A 17351-nucleotide genomic window follows, 5' to 3' on the forward strand; every position below is an offset into this window, starting at 1 on the left:
GTGTCACTATTGCAAGACACTGCCATCTGTGACTCTTATGGCCTCTTTCTCCGTAAGCCTTGTATAACCTTTCATCCGTCCTTTATGACAAGATAAGAAGGTCTGATAACCAGCGATGTGTTTCTAAAGAACCAGCATTTCTTTATGTACTGACAAACACGCCTTCTGTCATCGTCGTTCTTCTCTTTAAAGGCTAGGATTACCCCAAATACCTTAAGAGAGAAAAAAGAACTGACAGGGTAATCAAAACGACAACAGTCAAGTAAAAGATCGAGCGACGCCCCTTTTGTTTTACAGGTTTCACATAGCGCTCTTCTTGTATTTTGGCCAAAGTATCTTCTTCTAGCAAAGCATTTTTCTTGGTCATTCTGTCTCCTTTTTATCCTCTAGACGTAATAAATGGAAAAGCCTTTGTCTTTATCTCCTGTGATACTGCTTAGCATGAGATTTCGAACAATCAGGTGCTTTAATTCTTTCTCTAGAGCATTATAAGAATCTAAGGCTTCTCGATTAAACTCCTGAATCGCATCTAACTGAGCAATTTGACGCAACAGCACTGAGTTTTTGAGCTGTTGTAGGTGGTCTACCTCTTCTACCCAGCAAGTATCTATGGCTTTTAGAACGGACAGGCGATAGAATTCCTCCAGTTTTTCAATCGTGCCTAGCAACTGAATTTTTCGTGTCATTTCCTTTTTATAGAGCTGCCACAGTAAATTTTTGATGTCTGTAGCATTAGAAACAGCAAAATCTTTAGGAAAGGCTTTAAATCGGTAATTATAATTTTCTAAAATAAACCGACGTAAGACTTCCAAAGTTAGCTGTGGGTGTTCTCCGAGATATCTATCAATCGCAGATTCAACGATGCCATCAATTCTCTCTGACAAGGGGCAATCAGCATAAATTAAGCTATCTCTGAGAGCATAGACCTTTTGGCGCTGTACTTGTAAGCTTCGCTCGAAATTAACAGTGGTTCCTCGAGCCACTTTGCCATTATCTTCGCTTTTATCTTGCGCTTGGTTAAGTGCCCGTTGGAATCGTCTCTTTCGCAATTCTTTGCCATAACCCTTAGCTTGCTTAGTCTGATATTTTTCAAAATAGCGTTTAGCCCACTGTGGGCCATGTTGAATCATCAACTCATCTTCCAGTGATACAAAAAATTGACTATGACCTGGATCGCCTTGCCTTCCAGAACGACCGCGTAACTGCCAGTCCACGCGTCTATTTTCCATCCGTTCGGTCCCAACGACAACAAGTCCTCCTAATTCCCTAACCCCTTGACCTAACTTAATGTCTGTCCCGCGTCCTGCTAAAGAGGTGGCAACGGTAACGGCTCCTATTTGCCCTGCTTCTGCAATAATATCTGCTTCTTTAGCGATGTTTTTGGCTGTCAAAACATTATGAGGAATCCCCTCCTGTAACAAGAGCTGGGAATAGATTTCAGCAATATTGACCGTTCCTGAAATCAGCAAAATCGGCTGCCTTCTAGCATGGTAGGTTTTAACATAATCAATGGTTGCCTCTAATTTTTCAGGCAAGGTCAGGTAGATCTTATCTGGATAATCGATACGCTGAATCGGCAGATTAGTCGGTATAACAACAACGGGAAGGCGATAGGTTGCAATCAATTCTGCATCTGCTGTTTTAGCCGTTCCTGTCATGCCAGATAACTTGGGAAACATGTTAAAAAGACTTTGAAAAGTAACCGAGGCCACTGCACGCATGTCTTTACTAATTTTCACACTTTCTTTGACTTCAATAGCCTGATGAAGACCTGATTGCAGTTTCATGCCTTCTAAGACACGACCTGAACGATTGTCTAAGAGACAAACTTCATTATCCAAAACGACGTAATCGGTATTTTTTTGGTAGATATGGTGGGCTCGAAGTGCTAAGTTGATGTGACGATTGAGCTCAAAATGTTTTTCAGAGTAAAGCTTATCAATATTGAAATAACGCTGAGCATAGGCTGCTCCTTCATCGGTCAAATACACCACTTTATCTGTTTTATCTAGATAATATTCCCTATCCCGAACGAGGGTTCTCACAAATTGGTCAACTGGTGAATACATATTTGACTGGACACGCGGAGATCCTGCAATAATCAAAGGGGTTTGGGCATTGTCCAAAAGAACAGCATCTGCTTCATCGACAATAACAAAGTTAAAGGGTCTTAAAAATTTTTCATTTTCTGCAGTAGCTAAGTTATCAACCAAATAGTCAAAACCCAAGCTACTAGCTGTTGTATAGGTAATATCTGCCTGGTAAATGTCTTTTCGTTTTTTCTTCTCTCCAGAGACCTCTTCTTTGTTGTCCAGAAGGTCTCCTTCATCCTCTACACCAACACTAAGGCTCAATCCCATCCATTTGTAAACAGGCCCCAATTCTTTGGCATCACGACAGGCCAGATAAGGATTGGTGGTCACTAAAATAGCTCCTTTTCCTGAAAGGGCATTAAGGTAGAGAGGTAAAGTAGCTGTCAATGTCTTACCTTCTCCTGTCTTCATTTCAGCAATCATTCCTTTGTGGAGTGCAATGCCTCCCAAAACTTGCACATCAAAGGGGTAAAGCCCTAAAACCCGTTTATCAGCCTCTCGCATCACTGCATAGGCTTCTACCAAAAGATCATCTAGGGTTTCTCCTTTAGCCAAACGCTCCTTAAATTCCTGTGTTTTTCCTTGTAGGTCCTGATCACTTAATCCTGCTACGGTATCTGCTAAGGCATTTATTTGTTTAAGTATTTTCCTTAAGCGTCGCAAACGTATGCGGTTTAAAAAACTATTTTTTTGTCTATGTGTCATATGATATTGTCTTTAGTATCTAACAAGGGAGCAACCAAGTGTAGAGGACTTGGCATCTGGTCTAAGGGTAAATCCTTTACAGGAGCTGATCCAACAGTCAAAAGCTGAAGCTTCTTTTCCTTATAAATCTTGATGCTACGAAAATCAACATTTTGGCATCCTGCAGAGCGAACCATTAAACGGTAGGTATAGGCCTGTTCTGGAAAGGCAAAACGCTCTCCTGAATAGCGAATAATGATTTCTTGTAATCTTTGTCCCTGACGATCGCGACAGTCAAACTCCAGATAGATGCGGTTCTCAGGAACTGATGGCAAGTCAAAATAGAGTAAATAGTTAGCTCCTGGCTCTAAAACCGGAAGCTCTGGATGGATCCTTAACCCTTGATAGTTGGTTTGAGAATGGTAAGTTTTAATCGCTTTTCCAGAAGCTAAATAGGGATTAAAAAAGCGAACTCCCTGTTCGTGAAAGTCAATCCTGCTCCCGTACAGGTAATTCTGGGTTCCTCTGACTTTATCCCACTCTAAAGAGACTAGTAATTCTTTTTCCATTAATCAAATATTCTCCCAAAATCTCTTTTCAAGGTCTGTACAAACTGTTCTAACAACCAGTTATTAACTGCTCTACTATTGTCGTTGTGGCGACCTGGGTAGCCTTTGGTAACAATATGCACACTTTTTTCTGCAAAATAATCAACAAGTTTATAGGCCGCCCTATTATCATAATCATCGTGCTCCATGTAAGCAATGGCAAATTCTGTATGGGAAAAGTCTGCCGGCTTAAAAGCAGACCAGAATTTATCATTGAGTACTTTGACTTGCTCTTTACCACTGCCACCTGTATTATTCATCAAAATATCCCCAATCGTTTCAAATTCGTTAGGTCGGTGAAGAGGCATCCGGTCGACAACATCCCCTAAGTTTGTAAAAGGCTTATTGACAATGACACTATGGGGTAATAATCTTGAGGCATAATATAGAGCACCAAAACTTCCCATGGACATGCCTGATAAAATCAGCTGTTTATTGGTAAAACCTAGGTAGTCTAAGGCTTCTTGAAGTTTATCTGCAATAGCTTTTTCATATTCTGGACTACCAATATAAAAGCCACCACCTTCTATGCGTGGGTCCGCCACCAAAACAAAGGGGCACTTCAGCGATTTCATCATACCAAACCCTTCAAACCCTTCTGCTGGACGGTAACCCGAAAAGTAAACATTCAAAGGCGGTTTTAAATCACCAGGATTAAAATAAATCAGGGCTTCTTGGTTTCTAGAGTCACAAATCCGTTGACCTCCCAAGACCAAATGCCCATAGCCTTCTCTGGAATAGCGCCAATGCAGATGCCCAAAACTCAGCAGACCTTGACCTTTGGCCCAAATCGATATGCAGTAAAAACCTGCATTATCTACGGGCTCCAATCGGTAGATATCCTCCATAGCTGCCTGATTAACAATAATGGTTTCCAGGCGTTCGTAAACACTACCGCGAACAAAAGGAGTAATCCGCATTTGAAACTGACAAGCACCACGTTTCGTGTGTTCTTGAAAGAGGTCTAAAACCATGGAAAAATGAGGTAAATTATAACGATAGGTAAAAAGGGGAGAAAATGTTTCGCCAAAGTCTCCTTCTAGATTGACCCGAATATTCCCCTCATAACTGATATGACCTTCAAATTGTGGGGAAATATCAATATCTCCCAACTTTAGTTTGGCACCATATTGACCAGAAAAACAAAGACGTGTCAAGTGGGCAATCTTCTCTAAACGGCTACCTTCAAAATGACATTTTTGAGGACGCTTTCTACGGTAAACTCCTTGATAGTGTGACTCATCAATGTCAAAGCTATTATCGTAAAAAATAGTATAGGCTTCAAAACAAGGGCCTAAGATTTCTAAATCCTTTTCTTCTACGAAGTCTGTCAAAAATACCGCACCAAAGTGGAGTTTAATGGTAGGTACTTCTTGATCAGGCAAGAGATTCGGCAAGATTTTGGCCAACTTTTCTTCTTTCAGTTTTTCAAGGTATTGTTCAAGGTTTTCGATAGGGGTATAGTGCCAATTGACCCCTTCTGGAGCATCAAATGATGACACCCAATCTTCTGAACCTATCTGTAGTAACTCCACACTAATCTCCTTTATTCAGCAAGTTTTTCCATTCCGCCAAAATACGCCCACTGGTATAATCTGACATTTTTTGAACCGCATAAACAAGAGCGGCATTCCAATTGGCAAGACCATCGACATAATAGCTGATTGCCTCAGGTAACTTGTCTAAATCTTCTAATACCCAACCATTTTTTAAATGGTCCACATACTCGGTCTTAACACGATTAATTTGGGGAACTCCTGCCGAAATTCCTGCAATTTGCGTATAAGGATCCGGAACGAGACCTAAATCAATAATAAGTCGTGCCTTATCCAGGGCCGCTATAATGTGATTTTCATTGCTGAATCGTTCTAAAAAAATAGATTTAAACGTCATTTCCGTTGGCTGATCAACTTTGTTTTCATCCTCTTCTTCCACAGGCACCATAAACTGTTCAATAGGGTAGTGAGTGATGATTTGCTCCCTAATCACCTTTTCGATCTCTTGTAAATTGTTACTGGTCTCAAAGGTCACTAATTTTAGTTGCAACTTTTCCTGCCTTGCCATAAGGGGTAAGAGAAGGCTTATAGCCTGATAGAGCTCTGTTCTGGGAATGTTGTCTATGAAAAAATAAAGCAACAATTCCTTGATATACTGACTATGCCCCAGTCGCAAGCGCGTATCAAATGGTGAAATGCGAGATACCTTATCTAGCATCTCTGGATGATTGACCTTTGAAATATACTGACGTAAAGTCTGCTCACTGCTCTCTGTATCAACAATCAGCAACTTTGCATTCACTAGAGTAGGAATCCAAGCTTCCAAATCTCCCAAATCTTCTCTGCCTCCAAAAAAGGAGAAGGCCATACTACTTTTGGCAAAAAGTTTGAGCAAAAAATCATTATGCTCGACATTAGCAGCTACAATAAAACTATCTGCCTCAGAGACATATTTGACTTTAAACTTGCGAAGACGTTCTTCTAAGAGCTCCTTCCAACTGGTGTAAGCTTCCTTTTCAAAACGCTTGTCCGCATCTGGATTGACGATGATTGATTCCTCATCACCTGTAAAAAACTCTCTTATTTGCCAAACGCCTCGAGGATTAAGATAGTCCTGATGCGTTTTATTTTGCTTCTCATCGAAATAAATAATACTAGATAAAAAGCCTCTATCGTCAAACAAGTAGGTGTAGCGCTGACTGCCTTCTTCTAACCATTCAATTAACAAGAGATTGCCATTCTCAGCAAAATGAATTCTAGCTCTAACTTCATCCTCTACAACAGCAATAACGGTAAAAGGGTTATAAATAAAAGAAATGCCTTTTTCCCATTTCAACTTTTGATAATCAATAGCCTTAGTCTCTGTTGCTGTGATGTTTTGAATATCATCAAAAAATGACCAGTACCTAGCCCCTACCATATCCTGCTTATGAAAAAAATAACGAAGTTGAGGTTGATAAGTAAAGGTTAAAAGACAAGTCTCTTCGCCACCCCTTTTGAAAATTTGATAGTGATTAATCGTGTCATCAAATGACATCCGTTCAAAAACACGAAACCAAAGTGGGCTCTCTTGATAATAGGGGCGTTCTTTTCCATACCAAGAAGGTACTAAATAATACATAGATACTCCTTTTATATGAGTTCTTGATAATCTTTCCACATCTGCGTCGCACGGATTTGACCAACAATTCCAAATGTAAAGATAGCGATAATAAAACTATTGCTAACCAGCATGGCTAAGTTGACTGTATCCCTAGGATTATTAAGGGCTAGAATCATGGGAAAACCACTGATAAATAAGGTGTAAAAGGCACCAATCCTAGCTAGAACCTTTATTCTTGCAGATAAAAAATCTTGTGTCGGCTTACCTGGGATAACATCTAGAATATAATCCCCATTATTTCGCATGTTTTTAGCAATCTCGTAAGCGTCATAATTATAATAAGCAAAACCAATCGATAAGATATATAGCATCAGTAGATACAAGATAACTCCCAAAGGTTTTGTTAAGCCAACATTCTGATACAAAAAGATCAATACCGTGTTGTTTGGGTAAAATCTTAATAAAAGCGCTGTGACATAAACTGGAATCGCCATCAAAGACATGCCATACATAAAAGGCATTGCGCCTGCTGGCATCAGTTTGATGGGAATGTAGCTATGCTTTAGGTAAGAAGAGGTTAGTGAGACACGTTTGATAGGAATACGATACTCTGCCTTGCTACTAATAATAGCTAGATGAATAATGGCGGAAACCAGAAGCACAAAAACGACCGTAGTCAGAAACAAACGAGACGGTGTAAAAGCTTCTCTTGTAAGATAAGTGGTCAAATTGGTCACAAAAGCCAGTATCATATTTGTCAAGATAATAATGATCATCCCACCATACCCATACTGACCATTTTGATTTCCTAACCAGTTAAGGATGTAAGTTCCTGCAATCAACACCGCCACAAGTAACCATTTGACTAAAGCAGCATTGCCCACTATTGAAACATAGCTAGCGGTCAATTGACTAGCGGTAACTGTAGCATAGGCTTGAATAAGCGCGATAAGAAAACTTAATAGAAATTGCGCCTGATAACTGCGTTTACCTGTTAAGCCTTTGACAAGACCAAATACCGTAACAAAACGCCATAAAATCATAGCAGTCATCCAGGGACCCACACCTAGTGAAAAGAGATTCAGCGAACTGATAGACCCTCCAGTCATGACCATAAGGTTCTCTAATAAACTTCTTCCTTCGAAGCCCTCAAGCACTTTAGCGTTTAGCTCAACCATAGGCAAGGGGATATTTTTCCCAAAGATATATATTGCCATAAAAAAAACAGTCCATGTGAGACGCTTCCACACGGCAAAGTCTCTGTGCTTTTTAACCCAATCAAATAGTTTGTCTATTCTAATATTATACCATAAATGCTAGGTTTTAGCTGATTTAATAGCAGGGTTCATTTGGGGGCATTGCATCCGCATCACTTCTTTTAAATTCATTCACTGCTTCTGATTGTTAAAGTTGATTGTCCTGGTCACCGATAATAACAATCAAAGCCCTTGCTGGTCATAACAAGGGCTTTAATCGTTTTTAATGCTGTCATCTTCTATTCTACTCTTGGTCCTTTTTGCGCTTTTTGGCAAATAATGCTGTTCCAAAGAGCATACTAAGGCCAGCTAATAGTCCTCTGTTCTCTGATTCACCAGTATTTGGTAAAAGTCCTGAAGCACTAGTAGCTGTTTGACTGCTAAAAATTGCTGTGTGCGATTGCCCATCATGAATCGAAGTAGATTCTGAAAGGGACTCGGAAAGGGATTCACTAATGAACTCTGAAACCGACTCAGAGAGGAATTCACTTAACGATTCCTGGAGTGAACCTTTAGGAACTTCAGAATAGTTTGGAATCATACTATAAGAATGTGATTCTGACACAGATTCACTTACTGACTCGGAAAGGGATTCGGAGATGGACTCTGACACTGATTCAGAGATGGATTCAGAGACGGATTCGCTTACCGACTCAGAAATTGACTCAGAGACGGATTCGCTTACCGATTCTGAAATGGACTCTGAAACGGATTCACTAATCGATTCTGAAATGGATTCAGAGATTGACTCGCTGATTGACTCAGAAATAGATTCAGAAACAGACTCACTAATCGACTCGGAAACGGATTCGCTAACTGATTCTGAAATCGATTCTGACACTGATTCGGATACTGATTCCGAAATGGACTCAGAAACTGACTCGCTAACGGACTCAGAAACGGATTCTGACACTGATTCACTGACTGACTCTGAAATAGACTCAGATACAGATTCGCTAATCGATTCTGAAATAGACTCTGAGACTGACTCGCTGATTGATTCTGAAATGGACTCAGAAACTGACTCGCTAACGGACTCAGAAACGGATTCTGACACTGATTCGCTGACTGACTCAGAAAGGGATTCTGACACTGATTCACTGACCGATTCGGAAATAGATTCGGATACCGATTCGCTGACTGATTCTGAAATAGACTCAGATACCGATTCGCTGACTGATTCTGAAACAGACTCAGATACCGATTCGCTGACTGACTCTGAAATGGACTCGGAGACGGATTCACTGACTGACTCAGAAATAGATTCAGACACTGACTCACTGACCGATTCGGAAATGGACTCTGAGACGGATTCGCTGATTGATTCTGAAATGGATTCGGATACAGATTCGCTGACTGACTCAGAGATGGATTCAGACACTGATTCACTCACTGATTCGGAGATTGACTCAGAGACAGATTCGCTGATTGACTCGGAAATGGATTCTGAGACAGACTCACTTACCGATTCGGAAATGGACTCAGATACTGACTCGCTAACTGACTCGGAAATGGATTCTGAAACTGATTCACTTACCGATTCTGAAATTGACTCAGACACTGACTCGCTAACCGACTCGGAAATAGATTCAGAAACAGATTCGCTGACCGACTCGGAAATAGATTCTGAAACAGATTCACTGACTGATTCTGACACAGACTCACTTACCGATTCGGAAATGGACTCAGATACTGACTCGCTGACCGACTCGGAGATAGATTCCGATACGGATTCGCTAACAGATTCGAAGATAGATTCAGATACAGATTCGCTGATTGATTCTGAAATGGATTCTGATACTGATTCACTTACTGACTCAGAGATCGATTCAGAAACAGACTCACTAATCGACTCGGAAACGGATTCGCTAACTGATTCTGAAATCGATTCTGACACTGATTCGGATACTGATTCCGAAATGGACTCAGAAACTGACTCGCTAACGGACTCAGAAACGGATTCTGACACTGATTCACTGACTGACTCTGAAATAGACTCAGATACAGATTCGCTAATCGATTCTGAAATAGACTCTGAGACTGACTCGCTGATTGATTCTGAAATGGACTCAGAAACTGACTCGCTAACGGACTCAGAAACGGATTCTGACACTGATTCGCTGACTGACTCAGAAAGGGATTCTGACACTGACTCGCTGACCGATTCGGAAATGGACTCGGAGACGGATTCACTTACTGATTCTGAGATAGATTCTGAGACGGATTCGGAGACAGACTCGCTGACTGATTCTGAGATGGATTCGCTAAGCGATTCTGAATTGGACTCAGACATTGATTCACTAATCGATTCGGAAAAAGATTCTGAGGTAGACTCACTCACTGATTCTGAGATGGACTCGGACATTGATTCACTGATCGATTCGGAAATGGATTCAGAGGCAGACCCACTCACCGATTCTGAGGTGGACTCGGACATCGATTCACTGATTGATTCTGAAAAAGATTCTGAGGTAGATTCACTCACTGATTCTGAGATGGACTCTGAGACAGATTCGCTAATCGACTCGGAGATTGATTCAGATACGGACTCGCTAATGGATTCTGAGATAGATTCACTAATCGACTCAGAAATAGATTCTGAAACGGATTCACTTACCGATTCTGAAATGGACTCAGAGACAGACTCGCTGACAGATTCGGAGATGGATTCGGAAACGGATTCGCTGACAGATTCAGAGATGGACTCAGACACGGATTCGCTAACCGACTCGGAGACGGATTCGCTAATCGACTCTGAGATTGATTCTGATACAGATTCGCTGACAGATTCGGAAATGGATTCGCTCACTGACTCTGAAATAGACTCAGAGACCGATTCACTGATCGACTCGGAAATGGATTCTGACACTGATTCGCTAACAGACTCAGAAATGGATTCTGAAACTGACTCGCTGACGGATTCTGAGATTGATTCTGATACAGACTCGCTAACTGACTCTGAGATGGATTCAGATACCGATTCACTGACCGACTCGGAAATGGATTCTGAAACTGACTCGCTGACGGATTCACTGACTGACTCTGAAATGGATTCTGACACTGATTCACTCACTGATTCGGAGATTGATTCTGATACAGATTCGCTGACCGATTCTGAAATAGACTCTGACACAGATTCGGAGACGGATTCACTTACCGATTCTGAAATGGACTCAGAGACAGACTCGCTGACTGATTCGGAAACGGATTCGGAAACGGATTCGCTGACAGATTCAGAGATGGACTCAGACACGGATTCGCTAACCGACTCTGAGACGGATTCACTTACTGATTCGGAGATTGATTCAGACACTGACTCGCTGACAGATTCGGAGATTGATTCAGATACAGATTCACTAACAGATTCGGAGATTGATTCAGATACAGATTCACTCACTGATTCTGAAATAGATTCAGATACTGACTCGCTGACAGATTCGGAGATTGACTCAGACACTGATTCACTAACTGACTCTGAAATAGATTCTGAGACGGATTCAATCACCGATTCTGAAATGGACTCGGACATCGATTCACTAATCGATTCGGAAAAAGATTCAGAGGCAGACTCGCTGACCGATTCGGAGATTGATTCAGAGACAGATTCGCTAACAGATTCGGAGATTGATTCAGATACAGATTCACTAACTGACTCAGAAATTGACTCTGATACCGATTCGCTGACTGACTCAGAGATTGACTCGGACATCGATTCACTGATCGATTCGGAAAAAGATTCAGAGGCAGACTCGCTGACCGATTCTGAAATGGACTCGGACATTGATTCACTGATTGATTCAGAAAAAGATTCAGAGACAGACTCACTTATCGACTCTGAGATGGACTCGGACATTGATTCACTGATTGATTCAGAAAAAGATTCAGAGGCAGACTCACTTACCGATTCAGAGATGGACTCGGACATTGATTCACTGATTGATTCAGAAAAAGATTCAGAGGCAGATTCGCTAAGCGATTCTGAGGTGGACTCGGACATTGATTCACTGATCGATTCAGAAAAAGATTCCGAGGTAGATTCACTCACTGATTCTGAGGTGGACTCGGACATCGATTCACTGATCGACTCTGAAAAGGATTCGAAGACAGATTCGCTGACGGATTCTGAGACGGACTCACTGATGGATTCAGAAACGGATTCAATCACCGACTGGTAAGTCGACTCATATACTGATTCACTAAGTGATTCAGAGATCATTTCACTTAAAGACAAGGAGAGAGATTCCGAAATACTCTTATCATAAGTGTAGGTTACTTCTTGATTACTGGTGTTAACCAGCAGTGTCCCCGTTGCATTACCTGTGATGCTGACGACAACCCCGTCTGACACCGTCACTGGCGCAGTGGTATAGGTTGAGTAAGTCCACCCAGACTGTACAACATCCTCATGTGCTTGAGAGCCATCTTGATATTTATGGTGAGTCGTTTGAGTAACATAGACAGGCAAGTTATTAATTGCAAACGTACTTGTGGTTGTACCAATATTCGTGTTGGTGTAGTTCCAAGCCATGGTAACATTCCCAAGACTGCTGCTAACACGAATACGAGGTTCTCCTGACAGTGTCCATGATCTTACTGAAAATGTCCCCGCTGCGGTAGTGGTCGTTGTAGGTGTCATCGACAATTGTGAACGTGTCTGTTGACTACCATCTGCTGCAAAACTGGTCACATAGACATTGTTACTGGTGTCGAGCGAAATCACAAAATAGTTTCCAGCAGTATCGGTTAACACGGCTGATGTATAGTAACCACTCGTTGTATCACTCGGTAGACTTCCTGACGGCACATTATCTGTGACACTATACCCTGCATAAGGAGCAGACACAGAGTTTGCCATAACATGACTAAGATTACCATCTGAATCTGTTTTCAACAATTCCCCTGCAATAGCTGCATTAACAACTTGTAACTTCGTCACTTGAGATTGAAGTTCTTCTGAGTCAGCTGGCGTTCTTAAAAGCAGTGATTGGGCGATTTCCAGCTCCCTTTGAGCATCTGAAATGGCTTCTGTTAAGACCGTATGGTCACCACTTTTTGACAACTCCTGCTGACCCATGATCAGCAATATTTCTGTTTCGGAAATCAATTGCTCTAAGATGACTTCCTGACTTAAACTAACTGCTCCCCCTGATTCAAGGTCACTGGTCAAGCTTGTCTCAGTCGATAATGTTGCAGTTTCTAATGCAGATGGATTCCCCAAAAGCCAAAGAGAGTGGCTCTCTGACTCAGATTCTGACGTTGACACAGATTCTGACTCACTAAGAGACTCTGAGACAGATGTGCTTTCTGATAAGGACGTTGATTCTGATTCTGAAATGGAGACTGACTCCGATACTGACAGACTCTCAGAAATTGAAAGAGACTCCGATATGGAAACAGAATCTTCCTGATGGTCAACCGCCAAAAAGACCTGATCTTGTTCAGCCAGTGTTAACAGCGTCGTTTCAGATGTATTCTCGATATTGTCCGCAAAAACATTTTCCGTTACAGACACTCCTCCTAAAAGAGCTCCCGCTGAAAAAGCCCCTTTAATTAAGTTAGAAGCACGCAAGTGCTTCTCTTCTAAATCTTGTGAGGTTGTCTTGGATTCTAATGACGAACCAACAGGCCAGCCAATTTGAGAAATCAATGTCTTTACCCAATGTTTACCTGATTTGTGCATTTTTACCCGCGTACGGCGGATATTCTTTTTAGAGAAAGAGTTTCCTAAGCGTTTCATTAATTTTGTCTCTCTAGTCTTTTGAAAATAAATCAATTATTAGAATTATTGTACCATTTTAAAAATACCCTTGTCAATGTTTTCATCTCATTTCGAATATCATACCAAAACCTCTTGTCAGATACCTAAATGAGTTCTATTAAATGTTATCAAGAAAATCGTCTTCAAAATGACAAACCTTGAAAAAATCCTATAAAAATGCTACAATCACGAAAAATAGCGTCCAGTAATTAAGGAGAAGGTATGAGTGAACTAATTAGCCTTATTGTCCCCGTTTATAATGGGGAAAAGCATCTTGTTCAATGTCTTGAAAGCATTATCCATCAAGATTATTCCAATCTTGATATTGTCATTATCAATGACGGTTCGATTGATGGCTCTGCTTCTATCATTGAAAGCTACCGCCAAAAAGATGGGCGGATTCGTGTATTACATAAGCAGAAAAATGAAGGCTTAGGAGCGGCACGTAATTCTGCTCTTGATATGGCTGTGGGAGAGTACCTCCTCTTTGTGGATTGCGATGACTGGATTGACCCAAACCATGTCTCAGACCTCTACCATCTGATGCAAAAAACAGGGGCTGATATCAGCATCTGTAATTTTACCAAATACATTCAAGATGAGAATCGCTATGTGCTACATATCAGGGAATCAGACTATTATGAAAGGGTCTTTTCCCCTCAAGAATGGTTTACCTACCAATACGGAAAAGGTCACAATCTCAGTTCCTGTTTTACCGTTCCCTGGGTCAAACTTTATAAGAAACGACTCTTTGAGAATATTCTCTATGCTACTGATGGCTTTGGAGAAGATGACAAGACCACTTGGAAAACTTATCTGGTGGCCGATAAGATTGCTTATATGCACCGCTCTAGTTTGGTCTATCGGGTTAATACGGATAGTATGACACAAACAGCCCATCAAGCCACAGTATTTGCAACAGAACCCGTTTTTGAGCGTCTGGCTGTCCTTGGATTAGCTGGCTTTGACATTTCTCGTGAAATAGAAGCCTATCAATGGCGAGCAAACTTGAATCGCGATCATAGCCTAAAAACCGGAGACATTGTTGGCTACAAAAACCTCAAATTCCATCAACAAATTATAGAAAAATACGGAAAACATTAAATGCGTACCTACATCACTAATATCAACGGACACGCGCCATCAAGCACTGCTATGATTGCCCAAAATATGGTTACCGATATTGCCTGTCAACTGGGCTATCGTGAGCTAGCTATTTACGCCTATAATATGAACCATGATAGCGATAGTGAGTTAAGCAAGCGAATTGATGGCATTCTAGCAGGTGTGCGTCATGGCGATACCGTTATTTTCCAGACACCGACCTGGAACACGACCGCCTTTGACCGTCGCCTGATGGAAAAGCTGAAGTTATACGACATTCGCATCATCCTTTTCATCCATGATGTGGTACCTCTGATGTTTTCAGGAAATTTTTATCTGATGGAAACCACTATCGACTACTATAATAAAGCGGATGTCATCATTGCTCCTAGTCAGGCCATGATTGATCACTTGCGCGAGCATGGATTAACGGTCAAGAAAACTGTGATTCAAGGCATGTGGGACCACCCGACACAAGCTCCCTTATTGCCTGCTCAATTTGAAAAGGTCATTCATTTCCCGGGAAATCCTGATCGCTTCAGTTTTGTGACCAAATGGGAGTCACCTCTAGAACTCAGACTCTACACCGGACAAAGCTGTGACAATCTCCCTGAACACGTCACTAAAATGGTCTATCGCCCAGATGAACAACTGATTATGGAAATGTCAGCTGGTGGATTTGGATTGGTCTGGATGGATGATCATGACAAAGAGTATCAAAAACGTTACTGTCCATATAAGCTCGGAGCTTTTATAGCTGCAGGAATCCCTGTTTTTGTGCAAAGAGGCATTGCCAACGAAGCGTTAATAACAGAAAACCAACTAGGCTTTGTCATTGACAGCCTTGACCAAGCTCTTGAAATCATCACTCACATGACTGACACAGAATATCAATCGTATGTCCATTCTGTCCGTCGTTTTGCCCCTTTAGTCCGCCAAGGATTTTTTACGCGCAAGCTTCTCACAGAAGCTGTCTTCAAAGCTCTCTGTCACTAGAAAGAAATTATGACAAGTCTATCACACATTACCGTCAAACCTATTTTAGAAAGTCTGGAGCATCTCCTGACAAATCACTCCTCCCTCGCTAGATTTGGAGATGGAGAGATTGACATTATGACTGGACACAGTATTCCTTACCAAGACTATGACAAGGAGCTGGCAAGTCGCCTGAAGACGTTATTAATGACTCCAAGCAGTGAGCGTTTTTTGGTCTGTCTTCCTGATGTCTTTCAAAATCTCGAACGCTATAACGCCAATGCTCGCTACTTTTGGGAGAGGCATTTTGAAAAATACCAGGATTTTTACCTCCAACATTGCCAATCAGCTTGGTATGGTTCGACCTTTTTATCTCGCCCATACATTGATTTAGAGGATAAGAGCCTATCTGCCACTTATTTTGACCGCATCCGCCAATTATGGCAAGATAGGGAATTACTGATTGTCGAAGGTGAGACCACTCGCTCAGGGCTCGGCAACGATCTTTTTAGTAATAGCAAAGCTATCTCACGGATTATTTGCCCTTCAAAGAATGCTTATAGTTATTATGATGATATCCTTAAGACCATACTCAAACATGCAAACGATAAGCTGATTATCCTGATGCTTGGGCCAACCGCCAAACTCCTAGCAGAAGATTTAGCACATGCTGGGCATCAAGCCATTGACTTAGGGCATCTGGATTCTGAATATGAATGGTTTAACATGAAAGCGACTCATAAGGTGAAATTTGCCCACAAACATACCGCTGAACATAATTACGACACCAATATCACTCCTCTCACTGACCAGACTTACCTGAAAGAGATTGTGGCAAGGGTAGGAATTGACTCTGGTGAGAAAACGCTTAGCTCCCCAAAACAACAAAATGAACTCATATCTGTGATCATTCCCGTTTACAATGTCAAGCCTTATCTGAAACGTTGTCTGGATTCTGTTCTCAAACAGACTTACGATCATATTGAAGTTCTTCTCATTAACGACGGATCAACTGATGGCTCTGCTCTTATTTGCCAAGAATACGCTAAAAAAGATTCACGAATTCGCCTCTTTCATCAGGAAAATGCGGGAGTATCGGCGGCCCGAAACCTTGCACTAGAAAAAGCAACCGGTGATTATATAACCTTTGTTGACTCTGATGATTTTATTGAAGGGACCTACTTAGAAGATTTGCATAAAAGTCTCATCAAAAATGAGGCTGATATCGCCGTCTGCAATTTCACCTCATTCAACGAAAAAAGGCAGTCCTTCCTCTTTTCTGTCCGTAAGGAAGACTACTTTGAGACCACCTATAGTACTCAAGAATGGTTGGATCAAGAAACGGTTGCCCGCTTTAACATGTACTTGGTTTTTACCTTCTCCCCACTCAAACTGTTCAAACGTGCCTTATTTGACCAAATCTACTTCCCTTTAAATCGCACCCGTGAAGACGATGCCACCATCTACAAACTCTACTTAAAAGCGAATCGCATTGCTTACATCAACCAAGGAACCTACTATTACTCGCAACGAGAAGATAGCTTGTCTCGCAGTGTTATGACTGATGATATTGCAGGAATGATTTCAAATGCTGAAGAACGCATTGCCCTTTTAGCAAGTCTGGGTTATGATGTCTCAAAACACATCACCTCCTATGTCAAACGACTGGAAAAGTGCCAAAACGATGCACTAACTAAAGGACAAGTTGAGCTCTATCGTCAGATCTCGACCAAACTCAATCTTTATCAGCAGTATCAACGCAAGGATTCGTAGA

Annotated in this window: 11 protein-coding genes and 1 pseudogene; 4 read left to right on the top strand and 8 right to left on the bottom strand. The window is 41.4% G+C overall.

Annotation, left to right across the window (positions count from 1 at the left end):
• Nucleotides 1–199: 199 nt before the first annotated feature.
• The 7 genes from G575_RS12265 to G575_RS12535 all read right to left on the bottom strand — a co-directional run bounded on the left by G575_RS12265 (nucleotide 200) and on the right by G575_RS12535 (nucleotide 8305).
• Entirely contained in the window at nucleotides 200–367 is a 168-nt protein-coding gene (locus tag G575_RS12265; RefSeq protein WP_169365883.1) for a hypothetical protein, read from the bottom strand.
• A 19-nt stretch (nucleotides 368–386) separates the two neighbouring features.
• Nucleotides 387–2798, bottom strand: a complete 2412-nt coding sequence (gene secA2, locus G575_RS0101505) for an accessory Sec system translocase SecA2 (RefSeq protein WP_027971166.1) — start codon at nucleotides 2796–2798, stop codon at nucleotides 387–389.
• The gene (asp3, locus tag G575_RS10910; RefSeq protein ID WP_051176863.1) at nucleotides 2795–3346 is read right to left on the bottom strand and encodes an accessory Sec system protein Asp3; all 552 of its coding nucleotides are present in this window, start codon (nucleotides 3344–3346) and stop codon (nucleotides 2795–2797) included. Before asp3 ends, secA2 begins: the two co-directional genes overlap by 4 nt.
• Entirely contained in the window at nucleotides 3346–4920 is a 1575-nt protein-coding gene (gene asp2 / locus G575_RS0101515) for an accessory Sec system protein Asp2 (protein WP_027971167.1), read from the bottom strand. The genes asp3 and asp2 overlap by 1 nt, the downstream gene beginning before the upstream one ends.
• 1 nt (nucleotide 4921) lies before the next feature.
• Entirely contained in the window at nucleotides 4922–6502 is a 1581-nt protein-coding gene (gene asp1, locus G575_RS0101520) for an accessory Sec system protein Asp1 (RefSeq protein ID WP_027971168.1), read from the bottom strand.
• Between the two features lie 11 nt (nucleotides 6503–6513).
• Complete coding sequence (secY2, locus tag G575_RS0101525; protein WP_281168238.1) at nucleotides 6514–7734, bottom strand: accessory Sec system protein translocase subunit SecY2; 1221 nt, start codon at nucleotides 7732–7734, stop codon at nucleotides 6514–6516.
• 250 nt (nucleotides 7735–7984) lie between these two features.
• Nucleotides 7985–8305 carry an LPXTG cell wall anchor domain-containing protein gene (locus G575_RS12535; RefSeq protein ID WP_281168242.1) on the bottom strand — a complete coding sequence of 107 codons (321 nt, stop codon included), beginning with the start codon at nucleotides 8303–8305 and terminating at the stop codon, nucleotides 7985–7987.
• A 34-nt stretch (nucleotides 8306–8339) separates the two neighbouring features.
• On the opposite strand from G575_RS12535, the gene G575_RS12540 reads away from it, so the two are divergent.
• The gene (locus G575_RS12540; protein ID WP_281168239.1) at nucleotides 8340–11915 is read left to right on the top strand and encodes a hypothetical protein; all 3576 of its coding nucleotides are present in this window, start codon (nucleotides 8340–8342) and stop codon (nucleotides 11913–11915) included.
• Between the two features lie 1430 nt (nucleotides 11916–13345).
• On the opposite strand, the pseudogene G575_RS12545 reads toward G575_RS12540, so the two are convergent.
• A pseudogene (locus tag G575_RS12545) lies at nucleotides 13346–13477 on the bottom strand (KxYKxGKxW signal peptide domain-containing protein); the annotation flags it as partial.
• A gap of 243 nt (nucleotides 13478–13720) precedes the next feature.
• Between G575_RS12545 and G575_RS0101545 the strand changes: the two are divergent.
• From G575_RS0101545 to G575_RS0101555, 3 genes are read left to right on the top strand one after another with little or no spacing between them, the layout of a single operon-like run.
• Nucleotides 13721–14602 (top strand): glycosyltransferase family 2 protein, encoded by an 882-nt coding sequence (locus G575_RS0101545; RefSeq protein ID WP_027971172.1) that lies wholly within the window; start codon nucleotides 13721–13723, stop codon nucleotides 14600–14602.
• Nucleotides 14603–15598, top strand: a complete 996-nt coding sequence (locus G575_RS0101550; protein ID WP_027971173.1) for a sugar transferase — start codon at nucleotides 14603–14605, stop codon at nucleotides 15596–15598.
• A gap of 9 nt (nucleotides 15599–15607) precedes the next feature.
• Nucleotides 15608–17350 (top strand): SP_1767 family glycosyltransferase, encoded by a 1743-nt coding sequence (locus tag G575_RS0101555; RefSeq protein ID WP_027971174.1) that lies wholly within the window; start codon nucleotides 15608–15610, stop codon nucleotides 17348–17350.
• The last annotated feature ends 1 nt before the right edge of the window (nucleotide 17351 follow it).

Source organism: Streptococcus plurextorum DSM 22810 (assembly GCF_000423745.1).
GTDB lineage: Bacteria > Bacillota > Bacilli > Lactobacillales > Streptococcaceae > Streptococcus > Streptococcus plurextorum.

Excerpts from the sequence above, each read along its gene's own strand:
- G575_RS12265 (WP_169365883.1), bottom strand. The coding sequence starts at position 367 with ATGACCAAGAAAAATGCTTTGCTAGAAGAAGATACTTTGGCCAAAATA.
- secA2 (WP_027971166.1), bottom strand. The coding sequence starts at position 2,798 with ATGACACATAGACAAAAAAATAGTTTTTTAAACCGCATACGTTTGCGA.
- asp3 (WP_051176863.1), bottom strand. The coding sequence starts at position 3,346 with ATGGAAAAAGAATTACTAGTCTCTTTAGAGTGGGATAAAGTCAGAGGA.
- asp1 (WP_027971168.1), bottom strand. The coding sequence starts at position 6,502 with ATGTATTATTTAGTACCTTCTTGGTATGGAAAAGAACGCCCCTATTAT.
- G575_RS12540 (WP_281168239.1), top strand. The coding sequence starts at position 8,340 with ATGGACTCTGACACTGATTCAGAGATGGATTCAGAGACGGATTCGCTT.
- G575_RS0101545 (WP_027971172.1), top strand. The coding sequence starts at position 13,721 with ATGAGTGAACTAATTAGCCTTATTGTCCCCGTTTATAATGGGGAAAAG.
- G575_RS0101550 (WP_027971173.1), top strand. The coding sequence starts at position 14,603 with ATGCGTACCTACATCACTAATATCAACGGACACGCGCCATCAAGCACT.
- G575_RS0101555 (WP_027971174.1), top strand. The coding sequence starts at position 15,608 with ATGACAAGTCTATCACACATTACCGTCAAACCTATTTTAGAAAGTCTG.